The 25,388-nt window shown below is 70.3% G+C and carries 29 protein-coding genes; 16 read left to right on the top strand and 13 right to left on the bottom strand.

The features are described 5' to 3' along the window. Positions 1-29: 29 nt before the first annotated feature. Entirely contained in the window at positions 30-296 is a 267-nt protein-coding gene (locus ACIQNU_RS15900) for a hypothetical protein (RefSeq protein ID WP_401366217.1), read from the bottom strand. A gap of 106 nt (positions 297-402) precedes the next feature. Between ACIQNU_RS15900 and ACIQNU_RS15895 the strand changes: the two genes are divergently transcribed. Both ACIQNU_RS15895 and ACIQNU_RS15890 read left to right on the top strand, forming a co-directional pair. Then, on the top strand, positions 403-1,239 hold the full coding sequence (locus ACIQNU_RS15895; RefSeq protein ID WP_401366215.1) for a helix-turn-helix domain-containing protein: 837 nt from the start codon (positions 403-405) through the stop codon (positions 1,237-1,239). Then, the gene (locus ACIQNU_RS15890) at positions 1,239-1,454 is read left to right on the top strand and encodes a DUF397 domain-containing protein (RefSeq protein ID WP_401366214.1); all 216 of its coding nucleotides are present in this window, start codon (positions 1,239-1,241) and stop codon (positions 1,452-1,454) included. Before ACIQNU_RS15895 ends, ACIQNU_RS15890 begins: the two co-directional genes overlap by 1 nt. Before the next feature lie 190 nt (positions 1,455-1,644). Here ACIQNU_RS15890 and ACIQNU_RS15885 read toward each other — a convergent pair whose 3' ends face one another. The 4 genes from ACIQNU_RS15885 to ACIQNU_RS15870 form a co-directional block, all read right to left on the bottom strand. Beyond that, positions 1,645-1,920, bottom strand: coding sequence for a hypothetical protein (locus ACIQNU_RS15885; protein ID WP_401366213.1), 276 nt, complete (start codon positions 1,918-1,920; stop codon positions 1,645-1,647). Positions 1,921-2,397: 477 nt separating this feature from the next. Next, entirely contained in the window at positions 2,398-3,243 is an 846-nt protein-coding gene (locus tag ACIQNU_RS15880) for a helix-turn-helix domain-containing protein (RefSeq protein ID WP_401366211.1), read from the bottom strand. Then, positions 3,240-3,758 carry a DUF6879 family protein gene (locus tag ACIQNU_RS15875; RefSeq protein WP_401366209.1) on the bottom strand — a complete coding sequence of 173 codons (519 nt, stop codon included), beginning with the start codon at positions 3,756-3,758 and terminating at the stop codon, positions 3,240-3,242. Before ACIQNU_RS15875 ends, ACIQNU_RS15880 begins: the two co-directional genes overlap by 4 nt. Further along, positions 3,742-3,948 carry a hypothetical protein gene (locus ACIQNU_RS15870; protein ID WP_401366208.1) on the bottom strand — a complete coding sequence of 69 codons (207 nt, stop codon included), beginning with the start codon at positions 3,946-3,948 and terminating at the stop codon, positions 3,742-3,744. The genes ACIQNU_RS15875 and ACIQNU_RS15870 overlap by 17 nt, the downstream gene beginning before the upstream one ends. Positions 3,949-4,318: 370 nt before the next feature. On the opposite strand from ACIQNU_RS15870, the gene tgmC reads away from it, so the two are divergent. The 7 genes from tgmC to ACIQNU_RS15835 all read left to right on the top strand — a co-directional run bounded on the left by tgmC (position 4,319) and on the right by ACIQNU_RS15835 (position 13,333). Continuing rightward, entirely contained in the window at positions 4,319-5,479 is a 1,161-nt protein-coding gene (gene tgmC, locus ACIQNU_RS15865) for an ATP-grasp peptide maturase system methyltransferase (RefSeq protein WP_401366207.1), read from the top strand. 110 nt (positions 5,480-5,589) lie between these two features. Continuing rightward, complete coding sequence (locus ACIQNU_RS15860) at positions 5,590-8,043, top strand: tetratricopeptide repeat protein (RefSeq protein WP_401366206.1); 2,454 nt, start codon at positions 5,590-5,592, stop codon at positions 8,041-8,043. A 7-nt stretch (positions 8,044-8,050) separates the two neighbouring features. Further along, complete coding sequence (locus ACIQNU_RS15855) at positions 8,051-8,452, top strand: hypothetical protein (RefSeq protein ID WP_401366205.1); 402 nt, start codon at positions 8,051-8,053, stop codon at positions 8,450-8,452. 247 nt (positions 8,453-8,699) lie between these two features. Next, positions 8,700-9,980: an aspartate kinase gene (locus tag ACIQNU_RS15850; protein ID WP_401366204.1), complete on the top strand. Its 1,281-nt coding sequence runs from the start codon at positions 8,700-8,702 to the stop codon at positions 9,978-9,980. After that, the gene (locus ACIQNU_RS15845; protein WP_401366202.1) at positions 9,977-11,065 is read left to right on the top strand and encodes an aspartate-semialdehyde dehydrogenase; all 1,089 of its coding nucleotides are present in this window, start codon (positions 9,977-9,979) and stop codon (positions 11,063-11,065) included. Before ACIQNU_RS15850 ends, ACIQNU_RS15845 begins: the two co-directional genes overlap by 4 nt. Positions 11,066-11,477: 412 nt before the next feature. Continuing rightward, entirely contained in the window at positions 11,478-12,158 is a 681-nt protein-coding gene (locus ACIQNU_RS15840; RefSeq protein ID WP_401366200.1) for a SigE family RNA polymerase sigma factor, read from the top strand. Further along, positions 12,155-13,333 (top strand): hypothetical protein, encoded by a 1,179-nt coding sequence (locus tag ACIQNU_RS15835; RefSeq protein WP_401366198.1) that lies wholly within the window; start codon positions 12,155-12,157, stop codon positions 13,331-13,333. The genes ACIQNU_RS15840 and ACIQNU_RS15835 overlap by 4 nt, the downstream gene beginning before the upstream one ends. Here the strand turns inward: ACIQNU_RS15835 and ACIQNU_RS15830 are convergent. Next, positions 13,303-14,097, bottom strand: coding sequence for an SURF1 family protein (locus tag ACIQNU_RS15830; protein WP_401366196.1), 795 nt, complete (start codon positions 14,095-14,097; stop codon positions 13,303-13,305). The genes ACIQNU_RS15835 and ACIQNU_RS15830 overlap by 31 nt on opposite strands. Before the next feature lie 470 nt (positions 14,098-14,567). Then, entirely contained in the window at positions 14,568-16,409 is a 1,842-nt protein-coding gene (locus ACIQNU_RS15825; protein WP_401366194.1) for a prolyl oligopeptidase family serine peptidase, read from the bottom strand. Positions 16,410-16,478: 69 nt separating this feature from the next. Here ACIQNU_RS15825 and ACIQNU_RS15820 point away from each other — a divergent pair, with 69 nt between their 5' ends. Continuing rightward, complete coding sequence (locus ACIQNU_RS15820) at positions 16,479-17,309, top strand: class I SAM-dependent methyltransferase (RefSeq protein ID WP_401366192.1); 831 nt, start codon at positions 16,479-16,481, stop codon at positions 17,307-17,309. Between the two features lie 18 nt (positions 17,310-17,327). Here ACIQNU_RS15820 and ACIQNU_RS15815 read toward each other — a convergent pair whose 3' ends face one another. Further along, on the bottom strand, positions 17,328-17,669 hold the full coding sequence (locus ACIQNU_RS15815) for a DUF6191 domain-containing protein (RefSeq protein WP_401366190.1): 342 nt from the start codon (positions 17,667-17,669) through the stop codon (positions 17,328-17,330). 114 nt (positions 17,670-17,783) lie between these two features. On the opposite strand from ACIQNU_RS15815, the gene ACIQNU_RS15810 reads away from it, so the two are divergent. Continuing rightward, on the top strand, positions 17,784-18,191 hold the full coding sequence (locus tag ACIQNU_RS15810) for a BlaI/MecI/CopY family transcriptional regulator (RefSeq protein ID WP_401366188.1): 408 nt from the start codon (positions 17,784-17,786) through the stop codon (positions 18,189-18,191). A 10-nt stretch (positions 18,192-18,201) separates the two neighbouring features. Continuing rightward, positions 18,202-19,146, top strand: coding sequence for a M56 family metallopeptidase (locus tag ACIQNU_RS15805; protein ID WP_401366186.1), 945 nt, complete (start codon positions 18,202-18,204; stop codon positions 19,144-19,146). Between the two features lie 96 nt (positions 19,147-19,242). Here the strand turns inward: ACIQNU_RS15805 and ACIQNU_RS15800 are convergent, their stop codons facing one another. The 3 genes from ACIQNU_RS15800 to ACIQNU_RS15790 all read right to left on the bottom strand — a co-directional run bounded on the left by ACIQNU_RS15800 (position 19,243) and on the right by ACIQNU_RS15790 (position 21,441). Continuing rightward, positions 19,243-19,698, bottom strand: coding sequence for a tellurite resistance TerB family protein (locus ACIQNU_RS15800; RefSeq protein ID WP_401366423.1), 456 nt, complete (start codon positions 19,696-19,698; stop codon positions 19,243-19,245). 111 nt (positions 19,699-19,809) lie between these two features. Beyond that, positions 19,810-20,889 (bottom strand): PucR family transcriptional regulator, encoded by a 1,080-nt coding sequence (locus ACIQNU_RS15795; RefSeq protein ID WP_401366184.1) that lies wholly within the window; start codon positions 20,887-20,889, stop codon positions 19,810-19,812. Between the two features lie 144 nt (positions 20,890-21,033). Next, a complete protein-coding gene (locus tag ACIQNU_RS15790) occupies positions 21,034-21,441 on the bottom strand; it encodes a rodlin (RefSeq protein WP_401366182.1) in 408 nt (135 codons plus the stop codon). A gap of 236 nt (positions 21,442-21,677) precedes the next feature. Between ACIQNU_RS15790 and ACIQNU_RS15785 the strand changes: the two genes are divergently transcribed. Then, on the top strand, positions 21,678-21,824 hold the full coding sequence (locus ACIQNU_RS15785) for a hypothetical protein (RefSeq protein WP_401366180.1): 147 nt from the start codon (positions 21,678-21,680) through the stop codon (positions 21,822-21,824). A 123-nt stretch (positions 21,825-21,947) separates the two neighbouring features. Here the strand turns inward: ACIQNU_RS15785 and ACIQNU_RS15780 are convergent, their stop codons facing one another. Together ACIQNU_RS15780 and ACIQNU_RS15775 are read right to left on the bottom strand one after the other, a co-directional pair. Further along, positions 21,948-22,358, bottom strand: a complete 411-nt coding sequence (locus ACIQNU_RS15780; protein ID WP_401366178.1) for a rodlin — start codon at positions 22,356-22,358, stop codon at positions 21,948-21,950. 186 nt (positions 22,359-22,544) lie between these two features. After that, positions 22,545-22,940, bottom strand: a complete 396-nt coding sequence (locus ACIQNU_RS15775) for a hypothetical protein (protein ID WP_401366176.1) — start codon at positions 22,938-22,940, stop codon at positions 22,545-22,547. A gap of 263 nt (positions 22,941-23,203) precedes the next feature. On the opposite strand from ACIQNU_RS15775, the gene ACIQNU_RS15770 reads away from it, so the two are divergent. From ACIQNU_RS15770 to ACIQNU_RS15760, 3 genes are all read left to right on the top strand, one after another. Beyond that, positions 23,204-23,614 (top strand): rodlin, encoded by a 411-nt coding sequence (locus ACIQNU_RS15770; protein WP_401366174.1) that lies wholly within the window; start codon positions 23,204-23,206, stop codon positions 23,612-23,614. Positions 23,615-23,924: 310 nt separating this feature from the next. Beyond that, on the top strand, positions 23,925-24,116 hold the full coding sequence (locus ACIQNU_RS15765) for a chaplin (protein WP_401366421.1): 192 nt from the start codon (positions 23,925-23,927) through the stop codon (positions 24,114-24,116). Between the two features lie 101 nt (positions 24,117-24,217). Next, on the top strand, positions 24,218-25,174 hold the full coding sequence (locus tag ACIQNU_RS15760) for a chaplin (RefSeq protein WP_401366172.1): 957 nt from the start codon (positions 24,218-24,220) through the stop codon (positions 25,172-25,174). Positions 25,175-25,388 lie beyond the last annotated feature (214 nt).

The raw sequence follows: 25,388 nt of genomic DNA, 5'->3' as shown, positions 1-25,388 counted from the left end.
CGTCCATGAGAGGTGACGGAACAGGCGAGTCATCCCCATGAAGAGCCTCCGCTGCTGCGCTCGTTCACTTCGGTGAGGGCGGGGCGAATTCGGTCCGCCAGGGTCGCCGGCCGAACGTCCGCACGCGATGCGTTCCACTCGATACCGCCCTTCGGCGGGCGAAGGGCATAGCGACCACCCCCCGTCTGCGTACCGGTGTCCATGACCACCCCAAGGACTTCCCTCCGGGTGTCATAGGCGAGTTCACCGACGCTGAGTTGGGGTGCCTGATGTTCCGATACGTTCTTGTCGGACATGGCCCGCTCCTCTCCGTAGCGATTCCACTACCGGGCGGATTCAGGTTGGCCTACCGTCAGAACTGGTTCAACGTGGCTTGGCAGCCAGATAAGTCAGGGGTGATGGGTGAACCGCAAGGAACTGGACCCGGAGAGCAGCCCGCAGGCGGCATTCGGAGCACGTCTACGCAGCGCACGCGAGGCGCGCGGCTGGAGACAGGACGACCTCTCCCGGCACATGGGCATTTCCAGCGGGCATATTTCGGGCGTGGAAACTGCTCGCAAAATGCCATCTTTAGGCTTCGCGAAAGCTGCTGACGTGGCCTTTGGGCTGACTGCCACAGTCGATACGTTCGAACGTCAGTGGCGGGAGATGCAGAACGGCAGCTTGCTGGAGGGGTATCCGGAGTACGTCGGATACCAGGAGCGTGCGGCAGAGATCCGGGTGTTTGAGTCTGGAGTCATCCCCGGACTACTCCAGACGCGGGAGTACGCGCAGGTACTGGCGGACAGCGCAGTGCAGCGAGGTGACATCACGCCCGAACAGGCGGATGAACGAGTTGGCTTCTTGATGGAGCAGCAAGCCACGCTCGTCCGAACGCCACCGCCCCTCATCTTCGCGGTATTGGACGAGAGCTGTATCCGTAACGTCATCGGCGGACCCGCTGTTATCGATGCCCAGTTGGCACACTTGGTCGAGTTCGCCAAACAGTCGAGTACAGCGCTCCAGATCGCTCCGTTCGCCATGGGGGAGCGGAAGCCGTTCCTTCGGTTGGTCCACCTTCTGACGCTGCCTGATCGGTCCCTGATGTCCTACGTTGAGTCGCAGACGCAGGGGCACTTGGACCGCGAAATGTCCTCCGTCTTACCGCTGGTGAAGAACTATCATCAGCTTCAGATCGAGGCAGCTTCCCAGGCGGAGTCTGTCGCCATGATCGAACAACTACGAAAGGGCACCCCGTGATGGCTACGACCAGCTCACCTCTCCTGCGGTGGGTCAAGTCCTCCTACAGCACTCAGAACGGCGGCGCTTGCATCGAGTGGGCGCCCGATGGCGCGACAGTGACGGGTGTCGTCCCGGTCCGGGACAGCAAGCGCTCGGATGGTCCTGTTCTGATGGTGTCTGCCTCCGCGTTCGCTGCTCTCGTGGCGCTCGCGCGGACGGCAGACGTGAGCTGAAGTTCTCACCTGAGAGCCCCGCCTGGACCGACCGCGCGGGGCTCTCGTGCCTGGCCATGGGATGCGGAAGGCTCCGCCCTCCGGCCGACGGCGTGCTCGCCAAGAAGCGCTTCGGCACTGGCGGACCCGCCGGGGTACCTCCGGGATCGGGTTCGCCATCACGCCTGGCTGACATCGCGAAGCGCCGGTCCTAGGCGGACTGGTCGTCCGTCACATCCGTGTCCAGCATGATCTCCAGCACGATCGGTTCCCGACCGTCGTCCCCGAGGTGGTCACGGATGGCCTTCTGGATCGCCGGTACGGGCTGCCCATAGCGCACCTCAAGGCCACTGCCAACAGGGCCGTCCGGTACCGGATCATCGAGCCTGAACACCTCAGTCCTGTGCTCCAAGTCCTCCGACTCGTAGTCGTCGGGCCCGACGCCGGCTGGCAGGATCGCGTACCGGATGCGGTAGTTCGTGGCCATGAAGTTTCCCCGCGATCGGATGTAGTGCGCCCCCGAGGTCGCGCCCAGGGGTGGTGTCGCCGGCGTAGCGGTCCACGCCGACAGGTGTTCCTGATGCCTCCGCAAGTTGCCCAGTTTTACCACCACTTGAGAGTGGGCGAAGGGGAACTATGCCCCGCACCGTGACGGGCGGGGCGGAATGTGTCAGCGCTGGTCACGACTCCTCGTGTACGCCCGACGAGTGGTCCCTGATCTCCGTGGCATGTTGGGCCGCCTGGTAGATCCTGCCTTTGTCCCGGTGCTCCACGAGCTGTCGCCAATTCGCGGCGCAGACCTTGCAGTCGGGCGTCGGCGCGCAGTCAAGTAGCCAGGCGTTGAAGCCAGTTGGGAGATCGACCGCTACCCGATCCGGTGCAGTCTGTCTGTGCGTCATGTGTCCGCCTCCCTGGGATTCTTCACACCAGGGACTATCGACCGGAGATGCTGCGCAGTGACGGTTTATTGGCCTTGTCGGGTAAAGATCATGGACCACTGCGCGAGGAGTTCTCGGCACTCTTCTCCGAAGACGGCACACGTCTCGTACCTGTCGAAATCCTCACGGTAGGCATTCACATCTCTGTGATCACGAAGTATAAGAGCACCCGTGTGCGTTTCGACTTGCACCAGTCGTCGGTCGTACACCGTGAAGACGCTGATCGGTGTTTCCGGGATCTGCGCTCCGCCCAGAGGGATCACGCCCAGCCGCACGTTCGGAATCCGTGATACGGACGCCAGCCTGTCGAGCTGCATGGCCATGGCTATAGGGGGCACCAGGGGCCATCTCACCGCTTGCTCGGTCAGGAGGAAGGTGAAGAGTTTCAACCGGTTCAGGAGGACCGTCTGACGTTCCAGTTTCTTGGCTACGACCTTGGAGATATCGCCTGGACTCCGCGCGAGACTTGCGCGTACATAGTCCGGTGTCGCCAGCAGGCCCGTGATCATCGTGGGAAGGAAGAACCGGAACTCTGTGGTCACGGCCTCAAGCTGCGCCAGCTCATTCTGCTTCTTGTCCAAGCCTCGGCGTCGAGACGCCCAGTGATCCTGCCACTCGGTGTTGGCCGTACGAACCAGCGAGAAGAGTTTCTCGGCCTCCGGGCCGGTGACTTCGAGTACTTCTAGAATCAGCTCGACATCGACAATTGCCGGGGTGAGTTTCCCGGCTTCGATGTTGCTGATCTTGGTTTGAGACATGTTGCAGCGGCGAGCGAGCCAGGTCTGTGTCTTCCCGGCTCGCTTCCGCAGACTGCGCACGGCTTCCGCCAGGTCCGACCTGGACCGGCCCAGCCGTTCAGGCTCAAACCTCAAAGGCCCTTCACGTACTCCTCGAAGGGAACCGACTCGGAGATTGCGATCCGCTGGTATTCAACGAACGGTGCGACGTCGCTGTCGAATACTTCCCGACTGATCTGCCTACCGTCCGGGTGATAGTTCATGAGGACTACCTCGGCGTGGTCGAACATCCAGTAGTCCTGTACCCCGTCGAGAGGGTTGGGGCGGTCGGTGATGTCGAGAATGCGGATTTGCTCACCAGCAAGCGCGTGAGCCTTGTAGTAATGATGGAACTCAAACCGGAGGTAGTCCGAGAGTGGCCGGCTGACGATGTGAACGCGACCTTGGATCCGACCCTGCGCGGCCTGTCGGCGTAGCCGCTCGGTGTACTCGTCCGACACAGTCGCCGGGTCGATACGCGCCCCGGCCCTGAACTCCTCGTACTCCTCCGCCTCTTGGGGCATGAGGTACTGCGGCAACGTCTCAAGGCGCCAGGCTTCCCGTTGAAAGCCTTCGAAACGCGCGGCCCATTCCTCACCAGCCAAGAGCACGGACGGCCTCCCTCAATGTTTCCTCCGGAATTTCGACAAGTCCTTCCCCGTCCGGCGCTGTGAAAGCGTTGGACAAGTCGCCCTGTACGACGATCGAGCCGGATGCGGTCCGGTAGACGTTCGGGCAGTCATCCTTGCCGCATGTGCCGTTTCCGTTGCCGGTGAGTCGCGTCAGTTCCTCACGAGCCACAGCCGAGAACCCCCTTGCACGAGCCCCTTGCGGGCCGGTTGCCATGACCGTACGAGCGGGGCCGGAGCAGTGTCCACGCGGCAACGCCAATATTCGCGTCATCGCATAAACGAGCGGTGCTGCGGGCCTCGGCCGGGCGGCCAGGCGGCGGGTCCGTCCCCTACGCTGCGTGGGCGGGGGCTGTCGTTGGCGCCCGAGCAGCGGTTCGGGACGGAACAGTCGCGCCACGGCTATATGGAGGTCCTGCGCGCTACGGGGGCACTGAATGTCGACCATCCCGCGCGCAATCGCGATGCCGAGAACAAGTGCTCCAGCCCGCCGCCCGGCCAGACGGACGTCGGCGATCTTCGGCAGAGAGGGGCACCAGCACATGACCCAGGAAACCGCCGCCGAGCTACGCCACCGGCTCGTCGGGCAGCTCGTCGCCGACGACGTACTGCACGATCCCGAGGTGCGCCGCGCGGCTGAGGCCGTCCCCCGCGAGGTGTTCCTCGGCAGCGCGGTCTACCGGCCGAGCACTCCCCCCGGCGTCACCGTCTGGACACCCGTCCGCCGCGACGACACCCCCGCCGACGAGTGGCTGCGCCTCACCTACCGGAATCAGACATGGGTGACCCAGATCGACGGCGTACTCGCCGAGAATGCTCCCGGGCCCGTCAGCGGAGGCAGCCCGACCTCGTCCTCGACCCTGCCCGGGGTCGTCCTGTGGATGATCGAGCAGGCCGGCATTGCCCCGGGTAAGCGGGTCCTCGTCATCGGCACCGGAACGGGCCTGTCCACCGCCTACGCCTGTGAGATCGCCGGCACACGGAACGTGACCTCGATCGAGACCGACACCGATGTCGCAGAACGTGCTCGTAAGGCCCTCGGCGCGGCTGGATATGTCCCGACGCTCGTCACGGCTGACGGCCTGCGCGGCTACCCCGGGCAGGCTCCGTACGACGTGGTGATCGCGTTCTGCTCGATGCGTCACGTTCCGTACGGTCTGCTCCAGCAGATCAGCCCCGGCGGCACACTGCTCGTCACGCTCTCCGGTTGGAGCGCGGCGTACGGGCTCGTCCGGCTCACGGTGCGGGACGGCTCATCCGCGGAAGGCCGCTTTCTGCCCGGGTACACCTCGTTCATGATGGCCCGCCCCCACGACAAGCCGTCGCACGGGCCGTTCGAACTGCTCCCCGGAGAGGAACGCCCGAGCCGGATCGACCCGGCGCTGCTGGACGACTGGACCGGCCGGTTCGTCGCGCAGCTCGCTGCCCCCTCCGCCGAACGTCTCGGAGCAGGGGTCGAGCAGGTGCTGCTCGATGTCGCCACCGGGTCCCAGGCGCGGGTCCGCGCGGACGATGACGGCGACGGCTGGACCGTGATCCAGCGTGGGCCGCTCAGGCTGTGGGACCAGGTTGAGGACTCGATCGGCAGGTGGCGGGACCAGGGGTCGCCCCACGTGTCCGAGTTCGGGATGACGATTGCGCGGGACGGTCAAAGGATCTGGCTTCGTGGGTCCCAGGGGCCGAGCTGGATGCTCCCGGTCTAGGGACGTAGGGGTGCGCGCCCCTCGTCCTGGGGGCCGGGCTGACCCCCGGTAGCCGTCAAGTGTCCCCAGAAACCTGACGGTTCGAGCCCGGGGGCGTCATCATGTGACCCATGAGCGGGATGTTCGAGCGGCGGCCGGTGGTGGGGGCGTCGGGGGACGGTGCCGTGGCGGCGCAGGGGGACATCGGGGTCGCCGTCACCGGGGACGGGGCGATCGGCACCGTACGGATCGATCACGCCACCGTGCTGCCGGCCGGCGCGTACCGGCCCGCCGCCTCCGTCGCGTGGCCCCCCGGGCTGACGAATCTGCCCGAGCGGCCCACGCTGTTCGTGGGGCGCGAACGTGAACTCGCCCTACTGGATGCCGCGTTGGCCAGTCCCGGCGGGGCCGTCGTGCACGCCGTGCACGGGCTCGGTGGGATCGGCAAGTCCACGCTCGCCGCCCGCTGGGCCGCCGACCGGGCCCGCCGTACCCCCGTCTGGTGGATCACCGCCGAGAGCCCCGCCTCCGTCGACGCCGGACTCGCCGCGCTGGCCGGCACCCTCCAACCCGCCCTGACGACCCTCCTCCAGCAACGGCAGTTGCGTGACTGGGCACTTCAGTGGCTCACCGCCCACGACGACTGGCTGGTCGTCCTCGACAACGTCTCCGACCCGGCCGACCTCAAGCCACTGCTCGCCGCGACCACCGGACGGTTCCTCATCACCAGCCGCCGCGCCACCGGCTGGCACGGCATCGCCGAACCCATCAGCCTCGACGTCCTCGACCCCGCCGAGGCCGCCGACCTGTTCACCCGGATCTGCCCCACCGCAGGCGACGGCACCGCCGAGGTCTGCGCCGAACTCGGCCACCTCCCGCTCGCCGTCGAACAGGCCGCCGCGTACTGCGCCGAGACCGGCGCCACCGCCCGCGACTACCTCGACCTGCTCGCCGACTACCCGGCCCACATGTACACGGCCACCGCCGAGGGCGGTGACATCCAGCGCACCGTCGCCCGCGTCTGGCGCCTCACCCTGGACCGCATCGCCGACGACCCGCTCGCCGTCACCATCCTGCTCGCCCTCGCCTGGTACGCCCCCGACGGCATCCCCCGTACCCTCCTCGACACCCTCGGCGCCCGCCCCGCCGTCCACCGCGCCGTCGGCCGCCTCGCCGCCCACAGCATGCTCACCCTGCACGGGGCAACCCCCCACGGCACCACCCTGTCCGTGCACCGACTCGTCCAGGCCGTCGCCCGTACGCCGGACCCCGACGACCCGCACCGCGCACCCGGCGCCGTCGCCCAGGCCCGCGAGATCGCCGCCGAATCCCTCGCCGAGTCGCTGCCCACCGACGCCGACGACCCGGCCGGCTGGCCCGCCTGGCGCACCCTGCTGCCGCACGTCGAGGCGATGGCCGAGCACTGCCCGCAGGACGCCGACCCCGTCGAACTGGCGCGGGCCGTCAGCAGGATGGGCGCGTTCATGTCGGGACAGGGCATGTCACAGCGCGCCCTGCGCTTCCTCGGCCGCGGCGCCGCCGGACTGCTGCGGCACCTCGGCCCCGACCACCCCAGCGTGCTGATCGCCCGCAACCGCATGGTCACCCGCGAGCCGCTGCCCGTCCCGGAGGCCGAACGCCATCTCGCCGACTGCGAACGGGTGCTGGGCCCCCGCCACCCCGAAACCCTCACCGCGCGCTACGAACTCGCCGGAGCCTGCCTCAAGGCCGACGAGACCGAACGCGCCGGGCGGATCGTCGAGCACGTGGTGAAGCTGCGTACGCGGGTCCTGGGCGCCGGTCACCCCGGCACGTTCGAGGCCCGGACGGCCGGTGCCATGATCCTGGCCAGGGCGGGGAACCTGGCGGGCGCCGTGGACGGTCTGCAACGCACCATCGCCGACAGCGCCCGCGCGCTCGGCGAGACCCACCCGGCGACCCTGGACGCACGCGGCCGGCTCTCCCAGGTGTCCAACCTGGACAGCCTCCTGGGCGACGCGGGCGCCGCCCTGATGAGCATCGGCAACCGGCTCGACGAGACCGACCTCACCTCCCTGGTCAAGGGCTTCAGCGAGTACGTGGACCCGGAGCAGACCCAGGAATGGGCGCGCCGCGAGGTCGTCGCCGCCAAGGAACAGCTCGCGGACTGCGAGCGGGTGCTCGGTCCCGGGCACCTGGAGACCATCCAGGCCAGGCTCACGGTCGCGCAGCTGTGCGTGTTCGACCGGGACGTCGACGGCGCGATCGAGCACGCCGAGCGGAGCGCCGAAGACGCCGCGCGCCACCTCGGCCCCGACGACGCCGCCACCCTCAGCGCACGCGGCATCCTCCTGCTGATGCACCTCATGCGGCAGGCGGAGGCGCAGGGCGCCTTCGACGTGGACGACGCCCTGGAATCCGCGCGGAACGTACTCGGCGGTGACTCCCCGGCGTTCCATGAGCTGGTGCGCCGGGCCGAGTCGATACGGGCTTCCATGGACATGGAGCAGGACGCGGAGGACGCGGAGGCAGACGGCGGGGAGGGCGCGGGAGACGGAGCGGCGCGCCTCGCTTTGCCCGGCGCGTCCGGCGGGGACCCGGCATGATGGAGGGATGACCTCAAAGGCGTTGATGTGGGCGGGTGTTGGGCTCTGCGCGGCCGGGGCCGTGACGCTGGTCGTGGTGGCCGTCGTCGATCTGGGGCGCGCCGACCAGACGGCCAGCGTGACGGGCGGGGTCGTCGCCCTCGTCGGACTCGCCCTCGCCCTGTACGCCCAGTTCGGCGCCCGCGCGCCCGAGCCCACCGTCCACGCGGCCGGTGAGCGGTCGATCGCGGCGGGCGGGAACATCGGCTCGGCCACGACCGGTGACGGCGCGACCCCCGGCACCCCGCCGCCCCCGTCCCCGTCCCCGGGACCGACCTCCACCCCGCCCCCCGGCGGCGTCTCCGCCTCCGGCCCCCGCTCCATCGCGGCGGGCGGCGACATCGGCACCGCGTCCACGGGCGACGCCTGACATCCGTAGGAGCATCCCCGTACCGCACCCCATGTGAACCGGGACACTTTCGGAGTGGCCGACGCCCCGGCGGGCAGGTTCCGCGACAGAGCGGGTCGGAGCGGGTCGGATCGGGCCGTCCGATCGAGTGATCAAGTGGTGGGCTGGACATCTCACCATGTGATACATACCGGGCCGTGACCGGCCGCTCGTTAAACTGAGCCGACCGCAGTGGTGCGGACCGAGACGGAATGAGCGAGGAGCGCACGTGGGCCTTGTCGTGCAGAAGTACGGAGGCTCCTCCGTAGCCGATGCCGAGGGCATCAAGCGCGTCGCCAAGCGGATCGTGGAAGCCAAGAAGAACGGCAACCAGGTGGTTGTCGTGGTCTCCGCGATGGGCGACACGACGGACGAGCTGATCGATCTCGCCGGGCAGGTGTCCCCGATGCCGGCCGGGCGCGAGTTCGACATGCTGCTGACCGCCGGGGAGCGGATCTCCATGGCCCTGCTGGCGATGGCGATCAAAAACCTCGGCCACGAGGCCCAGTCCTTCACGGGCAGCCAGGCGGGCGTCATCACCGACTCGGTCCACAACAAGGCGCGCATCATCGATGTCACGCCGGGCCGTATCCGTACCGCGCTCGACGAGGGCAACATCGCCATCGTCGCCGGGTTCCAGGGTGTGTCCCAGGACAAGAAGGACATCACCACGCTCGGCCGGGGCGGCAGTGACACCACGGCCGTCGCGCTCGCCGCCGCGCTGGAAGCGGAGGTCTGCGAGATCTACACCGACGTGGACGGCGTCTTCACCGCCGACCCCCGGGTCGTCAAGAAGGCCCGGAAGATCGAGTGGATCTCCTTCGAGGACATGCTGGAGCTGGCCAGCTCCGGCTCCAAGGTGCTCCTCCACCGCTGTGTGGAGTACGCACGCCGGTACGACATCCCGATCCATGTCCGGTCGTCCTTCTCGGGACTCCAGGGCACCTGGGTCAGCAGCAGCGAACACGCCAGGCAAGGGGACCAGAAGGTGGAGCAGGCCATCATCTCGGGTGTCGCGCACGACACCTCCGAGGCGAAGATCACCGTCGTAGGCGTCCCGGACAAGCCCGGCGAGGCCGCCTCGATCTTCCGCGCCATCGCCGATGCCGCGGTCAACATCGACATGGTCGTGCAGAACGTGTCGGCCGCGTCGACCGGGCTCACGGACATCTCCTTCACGCTCCCGAAGGCCGAGGGCCGCAAGGCCATCGACGCCCTGGAGCGCACCAAGTCCGCCTCCGGCTACGAGTCCCTGCGCTACGACGACCAGATCGCCAAGATCTCCCTCGTCGGCGCCGGTATGAAGACGAACCCGGGCGTGACGGCGACCTTCTTCGAGGCGCTGAGCGACGCGGGCGTCAACATCGAACTCATCTCGACCTCCGAGATCCGTATCTCAGTGGTCACCCGCGCCGACGACGTCAAGGAAGCCGTGCGCGCCGTCCACACCGCGTTCGGCCTCGACTCCGACTCGGACGAGGCCGTGGTGTACGGGGGCACCGGGCGATGACCGGGCGACCGACGCTCGCGGTCGTGGGAGCGACCGGGGCCGTCGGCACGGTCATGCTCCAGATCCTGTCCCAGCACGCGGACATCTGGGGCGAGATCCGACTCGTCGCGTCACCGCGCTCGGCCGGCCGCAAGCTGACCGTGCGCGGTGCGGAGACCGAGGTGGTCGCGCTCAGCGAGGAAGCCTTCGACGGCGTCGACCTCGCGATGTTCGACGTACCCGACGACATCGCCGCGCGGTGGGCGCCCATCGCCGCCGCCAAGGGCGTGATCGTCGTGGACAACTCCGGCGCCTTCCGGATGGACCCGGACGTGCCGCTGGTGGTGCCCGAGGTCAATCCGCACGCCGCCCGCGTCCGGCCGCGCGGCATCGTCGCCAACCCGAACTGCACCACCCTGTCGATGATCGTCGCGATCGGCGCACTGCACGCCGAATTCGGTCTGCGCGAGCTGATCGTCTCCTCGTACCAGGCGGTGAGCGGCGCGGGCCGCGCGGGCGTCGACACGCTGCGCGAACAGATCAACCTCGTCGCCGGTACGGAGCTGGGCACCTCGCCCGGCGACGTACGCCGCGCCGTCGGCGACCGCACCGGACCCTTCCCTGAGCCCGTCGCGCTGAACGTCGTGCCGTGGGCCGGAACGCTGCGCGAGGACGGCTGGTCGTCCGAGGAGATGAAGGTACGGGACGAGTCCCGCAAGATCCTCGGGCTGCCGGAGCTGCGGGTCACCGCGACCTGCGTCCGGGTGCCCGTCGTCACCACGCACGCGCTGACCGTGCACGCCCGCTTCGAGAGTGAGGTCACGGTCGACCGCGCCCGGGAGATCCTCGCCACGGCGCCCGGGGTCGTCCTCTTCGACAACCCGGCCGCCGGCGAGTTCCCCACCCCGGCCGATGTCGTCGGCACCGATCCCACCTGGGTCGGCCGCGTACGCCGCTCCCTCGACGACCCGACCGCCCTGGAACTCTTCGTCTGCGGCGACAACCTGCGCAAGGGCGCCGCGCTGAACACCGCGCAGATCGCGGAGCTGGTCGCGGCGGAGCTGGCCAGGGGGTCGGGGTCGGGCTCCGGCTCGGGCGGGCGCTGAGCGGGGATTGAGGACGGGTGGAGTGCCGGGTCACAGGAGAAACGGCGTTTCGCGCGTCCGATAGCCGGACTCCCTCTGGTATTCAGCGGATTCATTTGTAGGATCTCTGTGAGTTCCATGGGGCGGCTGGGGGCCGTGTCATGTGAACCGGACCGTCCTGGCCGTCGTGGCCGTTCCGGCGGCCGAGAATTCCTCCCCGTCGTGTGCAACCGCGCACCTGGCGGGGAGCGTCTTTGCGGTCGCCTTCCGGGGCGTGGCGCGGGACACAACGGGGCATAAGGGAAGAGCTGGTACGCATGTGGGCATGTGACGTGACGTCAGGGGTGCCACGCGGCGGGAGTGTGACGTCTGTCGCGTACAAGACGCACGACGGCGCGTACAACCCTGCCGGGGGGACGCGTGTCCAACAGGCGTGGCAGAGGTACTCGACTTCCCAGTGGTCCAGGTGCGGGGCGCGGCTCTGCGCCCGGCCCGCCGTCCCCGCAGGTCCGGCGCACCGCTCGGCGGTATGCCCGTGATCGCGCCGATCCCGGCGGCCCGGTCCACGCGCGTCCCGTCGCAGCGCGCCGGTGACGCGCCGGCCGCCGACGCGGTGGCCGAGGGCACCACGGTCGACCACCTCACCGAGACCTACCGCGCGCACTACCGGTCGCTCCTCGGTCTGGCCGCGCTGCTCCTGGACGACACGGCGTCCTGCGAGGACGTCGTCCAGGAGGCGTTCATCCGCGTGCACTCCGCGCGCAAACGGGTCCGTGACCCCGACAAGACCCTCGCGTACCTCCGGCAGACCGTGGTGAACCTCTCCCGGTCCGCGCTGCGCCGCCGCATCCTCGGGCTGAAGCTGCTGTCCAAGCCGATGCCGGACATGGCGAGCGCCGAGGAGGGCGCGTACGACCAGTTGGAGCGCGACGCCCTCATCAAGGCGATGCGCGGACTCCAGCGGCGCCAGCGCGAGGTCCTGGTCCTGCGGTACTTCGCGGACATGACCGAATCCCAGGTCGCCGAGACCCTCGGCATCTCCCTGGGCTCGGTGAAGGCATACGGCTCTCGCGGCATAGCCGCCCTGCGCGTCGCCATGGGGGCGCCGGTATGAGCAAGCACGAGTGGTACGAGAACGAGCAGAGCGCTGGGAACGGAACTGTGAACGACGGCCCCGATCGCTCGCCCGACGACACCGGCCGCCCGTCCGACGGTCCCGACACCGACGCGGTCGATCGGGACGCGGTGGACGCCAACACGGTCGACACCGGCGCGTTCGACCTGGGCTCCGACGAGCTGGCGCTGCGCAGGCTGATGCAGCACGCCGTGCAGAACATCGAGCCGGTCGACGGCTCGCTCGACCAGCTGCGCCGGGCGGTCCCCGCGCGGCGCGCCCGTAAGCGGCAGGCCCTCGTCGGGGCCGCAGCCGCCGCGCTGCTGATCGGCACCGCCATCCCCGCACTGGTCCATGTCTCCCAGACCGGCGGCTCCGGCGACGACCGCACGTCCATCGCCGGACACGGTGAGGAGACCCAGGGCGGTACGGGGCGGGGCAAGGGCACCGACAGCGACCGGAAGGACACGGACGACCCGTCCGACAGGGCCAGCTCCGCGGGCAAGGGCGAGAAGAAGGACAAGCCGGGCGATACGGGGAAGGGCTCGGGCACGACCGCCGGCACCGGCAACCCGTCCGGTACGACGGCGACCACCGCACCCGCCTGCGGCACCGCGGAACTCGGCAACGCCACCTCGCTCGCCGGCACCCCGGACGCCGAGGGCAAGGTGTACGGCACGTTCCGGGTCACCAACGTCTCCGGCGGCGTCTGCACCGTCCAGGGCGGCGGCTCCGTGAGCACCGCGGTCTCGGGCGCGGCCGACCAGGGCAAGATCACCACGGCGACACACACCGCGGGCGACCCGGCCACCGGACTGCCCGCCCCTTCGGCCGCGGCGGCCCCGGTCCTGCTCCAGCCCGGTTCCTCGTACGAGGTGCGCTTCGCCTGGGTGCCGTCCGCGAGCTGTCCGCCGGGCGGCGGCAGTACGGGCGGTCCCTCACCGGATCCGTCACCGTCGGAGGGCGGCTCGGCCGGGGCCGCCGGTGGGGCCGGGGGCGCCACCGGGGACCAGGGCACGTCGACCCAGCTGTACCGCGCCGACGGAGGGACGGCCGACGGCAGCGTGACGGTCTCCCACACGGCGGAACCGGGCGGCCCGTCGACCGGGACGACGATCCCCAACGCGTGCGCGGGAACCGTGTACTACACGGGGGCCTTGCCCGCGTCGTCGTAGCTCACGGGGGCGGTTTCGGGGGCGAGGCCCAGGGCGGCGTCGCGGGCGAACTCCGCCTCGCGGCGCAGCAGCCGGAACCACATGAACACCACGAACCCCGCGAAGACGAACCACTCGCCGGTGTAGCCCAGGTTCTGGAACGCCTTCAGATCCAGGCCCGTACCCTGCGGCGCCGCCGCGGGCACCGGCTTCATCGCGCCGTCCGCGCGGTCGACGGTGACCCACGCGTCGTACACGTCGTACGGCACGAGGTTCACCAGCGATGCCGCGCTGATCATGCCGAGCTGCCCCTTGGGCAGCCCCCCGGCCGTACCGGAACCCGGGCTTTCGGACGCCTGGAGCGCCCCGGTGACGGTGACCTGGCCGGTCGGCGCGGCGGGGACCCGGTCCGGATCGACGTCACCGGGCAGCCACCCCCGCACGACGGGCAATGCCTTGCCGTCATCGGTACGGAGCATGGACACCACGTAGAAGCCGCGCTTGCCGTCGAGTTCCCGGTCCGGGACGAGCAGTTGCTCGCCGTACCGCCCGGTGGCCCGCGCGCGCTTGCCCGACGTCTCCTTGTCCACGGGGAGCAGGGACGCCAGCGGTCTCGCCGCCGCGGTCTTGTTCTCGGCGGACTGCTCCGTCTCGGACCGGTGGTCCTTGACCCGGTCCTCGAACCGGCTCAACTGCCAGGACCCCATGAACACGCAGAAGGGGATGGCCAGCACGACGAAGACGTTGATTCCCCACCAGCGGGGGGTCAGGAGGAACCGGTACACGACCCCCACGGTACGGGGTCCCTCCGGGGGCCGACCGGAGGGGTCACGGGGGCTCCGCCCCCTGACCCCGCCCCCGAGGTCCCCCGGTTCGGCACCGCCGGTCAGCCTGACGGTGGTTGCGCACCGTCGCGGCGGTCTCAAGAGGAGGGGCTGCGCCCCTCCACCCCCTACGCCGGACCGCGCGCGCTGTGGCCGCCGGGCTCAGCCTCCCCGGATAAGGGGCGCGGGGAACTGCGCGACAAGCCACGGACGGGGCGCGCTGTGGTCGACGGGCCAAGCTTCCCCGGATAAGGGGCGCGGGGAACTGCGCGACCGACCACGGCGGCGCGCCGCTGTGGAGGTCACCGGTCAGGCCCCGCAGGGGGCGCGGGGAACTGCGCGACAAGCCACGGCGGCGAGCCGCTGTGGACGACACCGGTCACCGTGTTGGGTGGGAGGGGAGGGGCGACAGCCCCTCCGTCGTGGGGCCGCTAAACCGCCGGTGGCACATTCCGCTTCAAGAAGTCCAGTTCCAGCCTGACCTGCTTGATCCGTTCGTCCACCACCAAGGAGCCGTGGCCCGCGTCGTAGCGGTAGACCTCGTGCGGGGCGTCCCGCTTGGCCAGGCGGGCCACGTAGTTCTCGACCTGTTGGATGGGGCAGCGGGGGTCGTTGACGCCCGCCGAGATGTAGACGGGGGCCTTGACCGCGTCCACATACGTCAGCGGGGACGACGCCTCGAAGCGGTCGGGGACCTCTTCCGGGGTGCCGCCCAGGAGGGTGCGGTCCATGGCCTTGAGGGCTTCCATCTCGTCGTGGTACGCCGTCACGTAGTCCGCGACCGGGACCGCCGCGATGCCCACCGCCCAGGCGTCCGGCTGGGTGCCCAGGCCGAGGAGGGTGAGATAGCCGCCCCACGAGCCGCCCGTGAGGACCAGCCGCTCCGGGTCCGCCAGACCGGAGGTCACCGCCCACTCCCGTACCGCCGCGATGTCTTCCAGCTCGATCAGCCCGACCCGGTGCTTGAGGGCGTCGGTCCACTCCCTGCCGTACCCCGTCGAGCCCCGGTAGTTGACCCGCACCACCGCATACCCGTGATCGACCCAGGCCGCCGGGCCCGCCGCGAACGAGTCGCTGTCGTGCCAGGTCGGTCCGCCGTGGATGTCGAAGACGGTGGGGAGCGGACCGCTCGTGCCCGCCGGCTTCTGCACCAGGGCGTGGATGCGGCCTCCAGGTCCTTCCACCCATACGTCCTCCACCGGCACCGAACCGGGCGCCCGCATCCCCGGCGGGTCGAGGACCACGCCGCCCGCCGTCGACCGCACGACCGGCGGCTCGGCGGCCGACGACCACAGATACTCGACCGAGCCGTCCGGCCGGGCCGTCGCCCCGGACACCGAACCCAGAGGCGTCCCGATCCGGGTCAGCGCGCCCGACGCGAAGTCGAACTTCCACATGTCGCTGCGCGCCTCGAAGCTGTGCACGATCAGCAGCGCCGAACCGTCCGGATACCACTCCGCCGACACATCGCCCGGCAGATCGAGCGCGAGATCCCGCTGCTCGCCCGACACCACGTCCCACACCATCGGCTCCCAGCGCCCCCGCCGCTGATGCCCGACGAGCAGCCGGGTGTCGCCGTCGACCGGGGCGAAGCCCAGGACCTCCAGGCCCAGCTCCTCCGTACCCCCCTCGGTGTCGTCGAGGTCGGCGACCCGGGAGCCGTCCGGCCTGATCACGCGCAGCGCCGAGTGCATCGCGTCGCCGTGCTCCGTGTGCTCGATCGCGATCAGCGAGCCGTCCCGCGAGAGGTCGCCCACGCCCGCCGACTCCCGGTGCCGGTACACCTCCACCGGGTCGCCCGCGCCCCGCACGACATGGATGGTCGAGCCGTCCTCGTCGGTGGAGCGCCCGACCACCGCGAGGCTTCCGTCCCGCCCGATCGCCAGCCCTGCCGGGTAGGAGGCGTCGAGGCCCGGCACCGCCGCCGCGTCGCCACCTTCGGGCGCGTCCCCCTCCTCGTACCCCTCGAAGGGGTGGCGGCGCCACACGCCGAACTCGTCGCCGTCCTTGTCGTCGAACCACCAGATCCACGCGCCGTCCGGCGACAGCGTGCCGTCCGTCGTCCCGTTCGCCCGGTCGGTCACCCGCCGCTGCTCCCCGGTGGTGCGGTCCCACGCGTACAGCTCATACGTCCCCGTCGCGTTCGACACGAACAGCGACCGGTGCGGTGCGTCCTCCGCCCAGTCCGGCAGCGACACCCTGGGCGCCCGGAAGCGCTTCTCCCAGTCCGGCATCGCGCTGTCCCCGCCCACGGACCCCTTGCTCTCAGTCATGGCCCCATAGTGCACGCACCCGGCGACAATTCGCTGGCGAGGTCCCCAGCCTGTGGATAACTTCCGAGGATGTACTCCCCGACCCCCGACGACTGGCGCGACGCCAACCGGAGACGCTGGGATGAGCGGGTCCCCCTCCATGTCGCCAGTGACTACTACGACCTCGACGCCTTCCGCGCCGGACAGGACTCCCTCCGCGCCTTCGAGACCGCCGAGGTCGGCGACGTCACCGGCCGGTCCCTGCTCCACCTCCAGTGCCACATCGGACTCGACACCCTGTCCTGGGCCCGGCACGGCGCCGCCCGCGTCGTCGGCCTCGACTTCTCCGAACCCGCCGTCGACGCCGCCCGCGAACTCGCCGCCGGCCTCGGAATCGGCCAGGACCGGGCCACGTTCGTCGCCGCCGACGTGTACGACGCCGCCGACGCCGTGCCCGATCCCTCCTACGACATCGTGTACACGGGTGTCGGCGCCCTGTGCTGGCTGCCCGACATCCGGCGCTGGGCCGAGACCGCCGCCTCGCTCGTCGCGCCCGGCGGCTTCCTCTACCTCGCCGAGTTCCACCCGCTCTGCGACGTCCTCGACGACTCCACCGGGTCCCGCGTCGTCCACGACTACTTCGCGCGCGACGCCTGGGTCGACGAGACCCCGGGCTCGTACACGGACTTCGACGCGCCCACCGTCCACAACCGCAGCGTCGAGTGGCAGCACCCGATCGGCGAGGTCGTCTCCGCGCTCGCCGCGGCCGGGCTGCGCCTCGACTTCCTGCATGAGCACGACTTCACCCTGTTCGAGCGGTTCGGCGCCCTGGAACCCAGCGGCGACGGGCGCTACGCCTTCCCCGCCGACCGCCCCCGCATCCCCCTCATGTACTCACTCAAGGCCACGCGCCCGCACTGAGGACCACGCGCGCGTACGTCAGCGAACGTCGCGCGCCCCCGGCTCCTCGGCCGCCGGCATCCGTATCACGGCCACCCCGCCGTCCAGATCCACCCGGGTGCGGTGCGGCGGGGCGCCGTCCTCCTCGTCGTCCCGCATGATCAGCGCCGACTGCCGCTCCTTGAGCTCGTGCTGCTTGCCCGGGGACAGCGCGCCGTGCAACTGCTCGAACCCGGTCGCCGACACCTGCCCCACGCGCGCGCTGTTGCGCCACGGCAGCACACCCGCGCGTCCGGCCCGCAACAGCAGTTGGTCGATCACGGCGATGGCCGTGAGGAGGATGACGAGTCCGGGCAACGTGGCGAACACGGCGAATTCCATACGCCCCAGTGTCCCTCCGGAAAGCGCTCACCGGCACCCCCGCGCGGGCGCCGGGGCGCGCCGTAGCATGGGGCATCGGCCACAGGGGCGGGGCGAGGGGAGGTGGGGCCGCGGATGACGGACATCACCGACGGCGCGGGGCGCGCGCGGCGGCGCGGGCAGGGCGAGCTGGAGGCCCAGGTCCTCGGCGCGCTGCGGCGGGCACCCGGGCCGGTCAACGCGGGCTGGGTCCAGGAGGCGCTGGGCGACGACCTCGCGTACACCACCGTGATCACCATCCTGACCCGGCTGTACGACAAAGGCGCCGTCACGCGCGCACGCGCGGGACGCTCCTTCGCCTGGCAGGCCGCGTCCGACGAGGCGGGCCTCGCCGCCCTGCGCATGCGCCGCGTCCTGGACGGCGAGTCCGACCGCGAGGCGGTGCTCGCCCGGTTCGTGACGGCGCTGTCGCCCGACGACGAACAACTGCTCAGGGACCTCCTGGAGCGCCCCGAAGGCCCCGACGGGCCCGAAGGCGACTGAGGACCGGGCCATGGGGGTCTTCGTCTTTCTGCCGCTGCTCTTCCCGCTCACCGCGATGCCGGTGGCCCGCCTCGCCGAACAGCATCTCCACCCCCGCCTCGCCACCCGGCTCCTGACCGCGCTCGCCGTGGTCCTCGCCCTGTGCAGCACCCTGTGCCTGGTCCTGCTCGTGGTGGTCGGTACGGCGCAACTGCCCGGCAATCCGCTGCCCGACGCCTGGTCCGATCCGGAGGTCAGGGCGGCGGTGCCGTACGACGAGGTGGCGGGCCGCGCGGGGATCCTCGTACTCGGCGCGGTCGCCGTGGCCTGCGCCGCGACCCTCCGTCGCCACCGCGCCGTGCACCGCGCCGCCCACCGCGCCCTCACCGGCCTGCCCGGCCCCGACGCTGCGTCCGACGTCGCCGTCGTCCCCGACCCCGACCCGTACGCGTACGCCCTCCCCGGCGCTCCCCGGGGCCGCGTCGTCGTCTCCACCGGCATGCTCGACTCGCTGGACGCCCGCGAGCGCGGCGCCCTGCTGGCGCACGAGCGGGCCCATCTCGCGGGCCGCCACCACCGCTTCCTGCTCGCGGTACGGCTCGCCGCCCGCGCCAACCCGCTGCTACGGCCCCTTCAGGGCGCCGTCGCGTACACGGCGGAGCGCTGGGCCGACGAGGAGGCCGCCCGCGCGCTCGGCGACCGCAGGGCGGTGGCCCGTGCGATAGGCCGCGCCGCCCTGGTCTCGCGGGGTACGCCTTTGCCGGTGCTGACCGGTTTCGCGGCGCCGGGACCCGTACCCCGCCGCGTCGCCGCGCTGCTCGGCCCCGCGCCCGCCGACCGCACCTGGCCGCCCGCGTCGACGGTGGTCGGTCTCGCGGTGTGGACGGCGGCGATGGGCGCGGCGGGCTCGGCACTGTCCTCCGCGAACGCCACCGTGACCCTCTTCCTCGTCCTCAAGGCCGCCACCGCGCTCTGAAAAACCCTGCCTACGCAGCAGAACGCGGCCGGTGCGAGGCGGAAACCTCGCACCGGCCGCTCACCGCGCACGGCGTACCTGCGGATCGGGGCGGATCTACAGATCGAACTCGTGCGGCGGCAGATCCAGCGTGAAGCACGCCTCACGCACCACGGCCTGTTCCGTCTTGTCGAAGTCGCCGTCGGCGCCGCCGATGACGATGCCGATCTGGATGACGGCCCGCGCCTCGGCGGGCTTCTTCTTGGCCTTGGCGATCTCCTGGAGGACGCTCACCTTGCCGAAGTCGAAGTCGGCGGTGAGCTTGTCCAGGTTCTCCTCGAAGCGGCGCCGGAGGTCGTCGGCGGGGAAGTTCTGGAGAACCTCGTTGGTGCCGATGAGCTGGGCGACGCGCTGCCGCTCGGCCGGGTCGATGTGCCCGTCGGCGGCGGCGACCAGCGCGCACATCGCCATGCTGGCGTCACGGAACGCGCCGCTCTTGAGGTCGTTCTTCTTCGCCGTGAGCTGGGTCTGCATCGTTGATGCGGATTCCTTGATGCGATCCCACAGGGCCATGCGTACTCCGATGATGTCGACGGGGCTCGTCATAACTTCCGGTCTCAGCTAACTTCTACAGTACTGTAGAAGTTCCCGGTGGAGATGTCAGGGAATCGGCCAGGGAGTTGATCAGGGAGCCGTCGCCCGCGCGGGCCAGTCGAGGAGCCGCGCCCCGATCACCGCGGTCTGCAAGGTGTACCGCTGCACCGGATCGGACGGATCGGCTCCGGTCAGCCGGTGGATGCGTGCCAGGCGGTAGGTCAGCGCCCGCACGCTCAGCGACAGCCGCCGGGCGGCCTCGGCGGCGACACAGCCCGAGTCGAAGTACGCGGAGAGCGTGTCGAGCAGCGGCACCGCGCCCCCACGCGCCTGCTCCAGCGGCCCCAGCGTGTGGTGCACGAGGTCGGCCATCGCCTGCCGGTCCCGCGACAGGACAGGGAACACCAGCAGATCGGCGGCGCGCAGCACGGGCCCGTCGAAGGCGAGCCGCGTGGCCAGATCGAGCGTGTTGAGCGCTTCCTCGTACGAGTGCGTCACCCCGCCGACGCCGGGCCGTGGCCGCCCGATACCGACCCGGGACCCGCCGGTCGCCGCGTACGCCTGCTTGGCGAAGTAGTTGAGGACGTCGTGCTGGTCGCCCGGCGCGACGCACACCATGCGCCCGTCTTTGGTGGTCAGCAGTGTGCTCCGGTCGCCGAACCGGGCGATGAGCGCCTGCTCGACCTGCCGGGGCACCGAGTCGCCCTCCTCGTACCCGATCGTGCCCTCCGCGACGGCGACCGCGTGCGCCGTGGAGAACCGCAGCCCGAACCGCTCCGCGCGGGCCGACAGCCGGCCGAGGTCGCTGCGGCCGTGCAGCAGGTCGTCGATGAACTCCCGGCGCGCCGCCTCCTCCTGGCGCACCGCGATCCGCTGCGCCCGCTCGTACCCCTCGGCGACCGCGTCGACGGCCTGTTCGACGGCCGCGAGCACCCGGTCCACGGCGACGCCGGAGCGCATCGTGGGACCGGTGGGCCAGTGCGCGCGGGTCGCGGCGAGATGCGCGGTGATCAGCGGACGCATCCGCACCCCGGCCTCCGCGGCCTGCTCGCCCAGGGCGCGCCGCTCCTGCAACTCCTCACGGGTGAGCCGGCGCCCGGTCGCCGCGACCTCACCGAGCAGACGCGCGTACCCGTCGAGGTAGTCCTCGGGTATGTCCTTGCCGGTCACATGGCCCCCGGTTTCCCTGGCTGATCCTTACGCCTTATTAACGCATCTTCGGGTGACGGCGCGGCGGGGTCCCGGTGCGGGAGGCTCCGGGCAGCACGAAGGGGGCCGACCGGCACGACGGTCGACCCCCTTGCGAGGCGGCGGTCAGTGGTTGCCGGCGCCGTTGCCCGAGAGGACCGGGATGTTGCTGAGGATGTGCGACAGCGGCTCGTCGCCCTTGGCCTGCGTCGAGTTCTCGGTGCACTGCTGGTTCTGCGGGTTGGACAGGACGTTGATGTCCTGGACCGTGATCGGCACCAGGCCGACCAGCGAGCCCGCGTTGACCTTGGCCGGCAGGCCGATGCAGGGCTTGTTCAGCGAGCCCTGGATCAGCGCGAACTGCGGGCTCATGTCGCCGTGGGTGGCGGAGTTGCCGTACACCTGCGAGGCGCCGTTGCCGCTGAGCGAGGTCGTGCCGGTCTCGTCACCGATGGCCAGGGCCTGGGGGGCCGACGCCGCCGCGACACCGGCGACGGAGGCGGCGACAGCCGCGGCTGCCCAGAGCTTCTTCATGTGTGTTCCCTTTCGAAAGCGGGCTCCGGGGACGGAGCTGCGTGATGATCAACTGCGTGTTCGACCCGGGGGTTGCGCCAGATGACCCGTTTGGCGGAGCGCTCCCGGCGCAGTGGGGGCGCAGCCCATGACAGGTACCGCGTCCGGGCGTTGGACCCGGCGACGGGCACGTCCACTGACGGCGAGGGAACATGACGGCAACTAAGGGTGGCTGGAAGAGACAGGGATTCATCCCGGTGAGCCGCAGGGCACCCGGCCACCGGGCGCCCGAGCCGGTCTACACCTCGCTCGTGGAGGCGTGGCACCGAGCGGGCCGTACGGTGCCTGGTCGGCCCGACCCGGAGTGGGACAAGCTCGTCACCCGGGAGATCTGGCCCCGGTGACCGGGCGACCAGGGGACCGGGTGGTTGGTTCGGTGATCCGGATTTCGGCGGCGGGCATGGAACGGGCCGCCGTGGTGGTCACGGCGGCCCGTTCGCGTGGAGCCGGGATCAGCGGAGCCGGGATCAGTGGTTGGCGACGCCGTTGCCCGAGAGGACCGGGATGTTGCTGAGCAGGTGCGACAGGGGCTCGTCGCCCTTGGCCTGCGTGGAGTTCTCGGTGCACTGCTGGTTCTGCGGGTTGGACAGGACGTTGACGTCCTGCACGGTGATCGGCACGACGCCGACCAGCGAACCCAGGTTGGCCTTGGCCGGCAGGCCGATGCAGGGCTTGTTGAGCGAGCCCTGGATCAGCGCGAACTGCGGGCTCATGTCGCCGTGCGTGGCGGAGTTGCCGTAGACCTGCGTGGCGCCGTTCCCGCTCAGCGAGGTGGTGCCGCCGTCGTTGCCGATGGCCAGCGCCGGAGCGGCAGCCGCCGCCGTGGCTCCGATGACGGAAGCGGAGATGGCCGCGGCGGCCATAGCCTTCTTGATCACGAGTTTTCCCTTCTGAGAAGCCCCGTCCCGTGGCTCTCTGCCCGTCCCGGAGCGCACTGCCCAACTTCGGCGGGCGGGCATGGTTGCTGCGCTTCACTCCGATGGCGTACACAGCGGGGGTGACAGGGGAGCGGACGGGTGCGTGAACGGTGTGTACGGGGGCGCCGGGGGCGCCAGGGGCGCGACCTACACGTGGCGCGCCGGGCGGTTCGGGCGCCGGTGCAGATGCAGGAACGACAGCCGGGTCACGGTGTCCCGGTACCGGCTCCGCGCGCCGACGGCCACCGGGCGGGGCTCGGTGTCGCCGATCAGATCCGCTTCCTCCGGCGCGATCCGCCAGGACAGTTTCCCGGCGGCGGTGTCGACGTGCACGACGCGCCAGCCTCCCGGATCGGGGGCCGTGACACAGCCGGCGTGGAGGCGCGAGACATAGGCGATGAGGGCGGCGCGCTCCTTGTTGAGCGTGTCCAACTCCTCGTGCACGGTGGCGAGTCGGTCCACGAGCCGCAGCTCGCGATCCGTCCACGCGCCGTGCGGTCCGCTACTGCCCGGCTTGCCGTTCTTGATGATCACGCGCTTCACGGAATCCTTCCACTGCCGATGACGGCAGAGTCGTCCCCGATGGCCGGGGCGAATTTCGCTGAGTCGTGGTCGGCCGGACGGATCATCGGATTCCGGCGGCCGACCTGAGAAGGGGCGCGCGGTTTTTCCGGCGCTGTGGTCAACGGATCCCTCTGCGCCAAGCGGATGACGCGGGCCGACCGGGTGAAGCTCCGCAACCAAACCGACGGGGCGTAGTTGTGCAGAGGGCCAGTAACTTGTTCTGCAGAAAAGGAACACTGGAAATGTTCAAGAAGGTTATGGCCGCGGCTGGTGTCGCTGTCTCCGTGGTCGGTATCTCGGCCGCCGCCGCCCCCTCGGCGCTGGCGATCGGCGACGACGGTGGCACGACCTCGGTCAGCGGCAACGGTGCGCACTCCCTGTACGGCAACTCCGCCACGCACGGCGACATGAGCCCGCAGTTCGGTGCCGTGCAGGGTTCGCTCAACAAGCTCTGCCTCGGTGTGCCGGTCAAGGCCAACCTGGGTTCGCTGGTCGGCGTCGTGCCGATCACGGTCCAGGACATCAACGTCCTGTCCAACCCGCAGAACCAGCAGTGCACCGAGAACTCCACGCAGGCCAAGGGCGACGAGCCGCTGTCGCACATCCTCAGCAACATCCCGGTGCTCTCGGGCAACGGCGCCGGCAACCACTGATCCAGTCCGACCGGTTTCACGTACCCGGGCCGCCCGCAACTCCGAGCGCGGGCGGCCCGCGTGCTCCGTCCCATAAGTTTCGGTTCTTGGCGCTGGGCCTTACATTTTTCCGGTTGTTCGGGTGAATGCAAAAAAGGAACAGCGGGTTTGGTTTCCTCCGCTGTTCGTGGTCGTTGACAGTTCGCAGATCACGGTGCGGGCCCTTCATGCCGTGTCCGCTCGGCTTTATCGCCGACACATTGCCGTGACTGCTCAGAAGGGATATTCCGTGAAGCTCAAGAAGTCGGCGGCCGTCGTCGCCGGTCTGTTCATGGCCATGGGTGCCGCCGCTCCCGCGATGGCGGACGCCGGCGCCGAGGGTGCGGCCGTGGGGTCGCCGGGCGTCCTGTCCGGCAACGTCATCCAGATTCCCGTCCACGTGCCCGTCAACGTCTGCGGCAACACCGTGAACGTGATCGGGCTGCTGAACCCGGCCTTCGGCAACAAGTGCCACAACGGCTGACGTAGCGCACCAGCTTGTCTGGCTGCGCCACCCGCCGGCCTTGGCCCGTCCGTGACGGTGCCGGGGCCGGCGATTCCAACTCCGAGCAGGAAGACCCCTAGATGCGACAGGCTCTCAGCAAGGGGATGCTCACCGCCGCCGCGGCCACGAGCATCCTGTCCCTGCCGGGCGGTCACGCCTTCGCCGCCGACGCGGACAGCGCGGCGGTCGGTTCGCCCGGTGTGCTGTCGGGCAACAGTGTGTCGGCGCCGATCGAGGTGCCGGTGAATGTCTGCGGCAACACGGCGAACGGCGCGTCCGCGCTGAACCCCTCGTTCGGCAACGGCTGTTCGAATGGCGGGGCTCCGGCGCCCCACCGGGCGCAGGCGCCGCGTGCGGTACCGGCGCCTGAGGCGGCGCCCGCGCCCGCGCCGACCCCCGCGCCCGTCCCCGTTCAGCGGGCGGCTCCGGCGAGACACGCCGCTCCGGTTCCCGAGCGGGTCGTGCCTCGTGCCGAGTCCGGTCCCTATGCAGGGCCCGCCACGCATACCACCCCCGCTCGGCATGCCTCGCCAACTCGCCATGTGAGTCAGGGGAGTTCGGCCCAGGGGCGGGCCGAGGGGTCGCCCGGGTTCCTCTCCGGCAATCTGCTCGGGGCGCCGGTGGACGCGCCGGTGAACGCGTGCGGCAACACCGTGAATGTCGTGGCGTTGCTCAATCCGGTGTTCGGTAATCGGTGCGGTGGGGGTGTGCCGGGGCCTGAGGTGGCGCCGCCCGGTGTGGCGGTGCCCGGTGAGCCCGGTGTGGAGGGTCCTGGGACGACGCCGGTCGTGGGGGTTGTTCCGCGGGAGGCTCCGCCGGTTGTACGGGCTGTTCCGCCGGGGCCGGTTACTTCTGGGACGCGGATGGTTCCTCCCGGGGGTGTTCGGGCGGGGGTTCATCAGTCGCCTGTGGTGGGGGCCTCGTTGGCGGAGACCGGGGTGGATGGGGGCGTGATTGGGGCGGCTGCTGCGAGTTTCGCTCTGTTGATCGGGGGTGGGGTTCTTTATCGGCGGGGGGTTGTGGTGGCTCGTCGTTAGGGTTCCCTGCGGTTGTGGTTCCCGGCCGGGAAGTGACGCCTTTGGCGTCCTTCCTGGCCGGTGGGTTTTGGGGGCGCCCGGGTTTGCGCAGTTCCTCGCGCCCCTTATGGGGTGCGTCTGGGTGGAGGGGGGTGGGTGGGTGCGGGTGCGTCGTGGTTTGTTGCGCAGTTCCCCGCGCCCCTGGTGGGTGGGGGTGGCTGATTGTTGTGGCGTG

It is taken from the genome of Streptomyces sp. NPDC091292, assembly GCF_044757265.1.
GTDB lineage: Bacteria > Actinomycetota > Actinomycetes > Streptomycetales > Streptomycetaceae > Streptomyces.
This window is presented reverse-complemented; position numbering and strand designations above follow the sequence as displayed.

Bases quoted from the DNA above. Each gene is read 5' to 3' on its own strand.
- ACIQNU_RS15820 (WP_401366192.1), top strand. From the start codon at position 16,479: ATGTACTCCCCGACCCCCGACGACTGGCGCGACGCCAACCGGAGACGC.
- ACIQNU_RS15860 (WP_401366206.1), top strand. From the start codon at position 5,590: ATGAGCGGGATGTTCGAGCGGCGGCCGGTGGTGGGGGCGTCGGGGGAC.
- ACIQNU_RS15835 (WP_401366198.1), top strand. From the start codon at position 12,155: ATGAGCAAGCACGAGTGGTACGAGAACGAGCAGAGCGCTGGGAACGGA.
- ACIQNU_RS15825 (WP_401366194.1), bottom strand. From the start codon at position 16,409: ATGACTGAGAGCAAGGGGTCCGTGGGCGGGGACAGCGCGATGCCGGAC.
- tgmC (WP_401366207.1), top strand. From the start codon at position 4,319: ATGACCCAGGAAACCGCCGCCGAGCTACGCCACCGGCTCGTCGGGCAG.
- ACIQNU_RS15760 (WP_401366172.1), top strand. From the start codon at position 24,218: ATGCGACAGGCTCTCAGCAAGGGGATGCTCACCGCCGCCGCGGCCACG.
- ACIQNU_RS15790 (WP_401366182.1), bottom strand. From the start codon at position 21,441: ATGAAGAAGCTCTGGGCAGCCGCGGCTGTCGCCGCCTCCGTCGCCGGT.
- ACIQNU_RS15805 (WP_401366186.1), top strand. From the start codon at position 18,202: ATGGGGGTCTTCGTCTTTCTGCCGCTGCTCTTCCCGCTCACCGCGATG.
- ACIQNU_RS15815 (WP_401366190.1), bottom strand. From the start codon at position 17,669: ATGGAATTCGCCGTGTTCGCCACGTTGCCCGGACTCGTCATCCTCCTC.
- ACIQNU_RS15855 (WP_401366205.1), top strand. From the start codon at position 8,051: ATGACCTCAAAGGCGTTGATGTGGGCGGGTGTTGGGCTCTGCGCGGCC.
- ACIQNU_RS15810 (WP_401366188.1), top strand. From the start codon at position 17,784: ATGACGGACATCACCGACGGCGCGGGGCGCGCGCGGCGGCGCGGGCAG.
- ACIQNU_RS15800 (WP_401366423.1), bottom strand. From the start codon at position 19,698: ATGGCCCTGTGGGATCGCATCAAGGAATCCGCATCAACGATGCAGACC.
- ACIQNU_RS15770 (WP_401366174.1), top strand. From the start codon at position 23,204: ATGTTCAAGAAGGTTATGGCCGCGGCTGGTGTCGCTGTCTCCGTGGTC.
- ACIQNU_RS15885 (WP_401366213.1), bottom strand. From the start codon at position 1,920: ATGGCCACGAACTACCGCATCCGGTACGCGATCCTGCCAGCCGGCGTC.
- ACIQNU_RS15900 (WP_401366217.1), bottom strand. From the start codon at position 296: ATGTCCGACAAGAACGTATCGGAACATCAGGCACCCCAACTCAGCGTC.
- ACIQNU_RS15765 (WP_401366421.1), top strand. From the start codon at position 23,925: ATGGCCATGGGTGCCGCCGCTCCCGCGATGGCGGACGCCGGCGCCGAG.
- ACIQNU_RS15890 (WP_401366214.1), top strand. From the start codon at position 1,239: ATGGCTACGACCAGCTCACCTCTCCTGCGGTGGGTCAAGTCCTCCTAC.
- ACIQNU_RS15845 (WP_401366202.1), top strand. From the start codon at position 9,977: ATGACCGGGCGACCGACGCTCGCGGTCGTGGGAGCGACCGGGGCCGTC.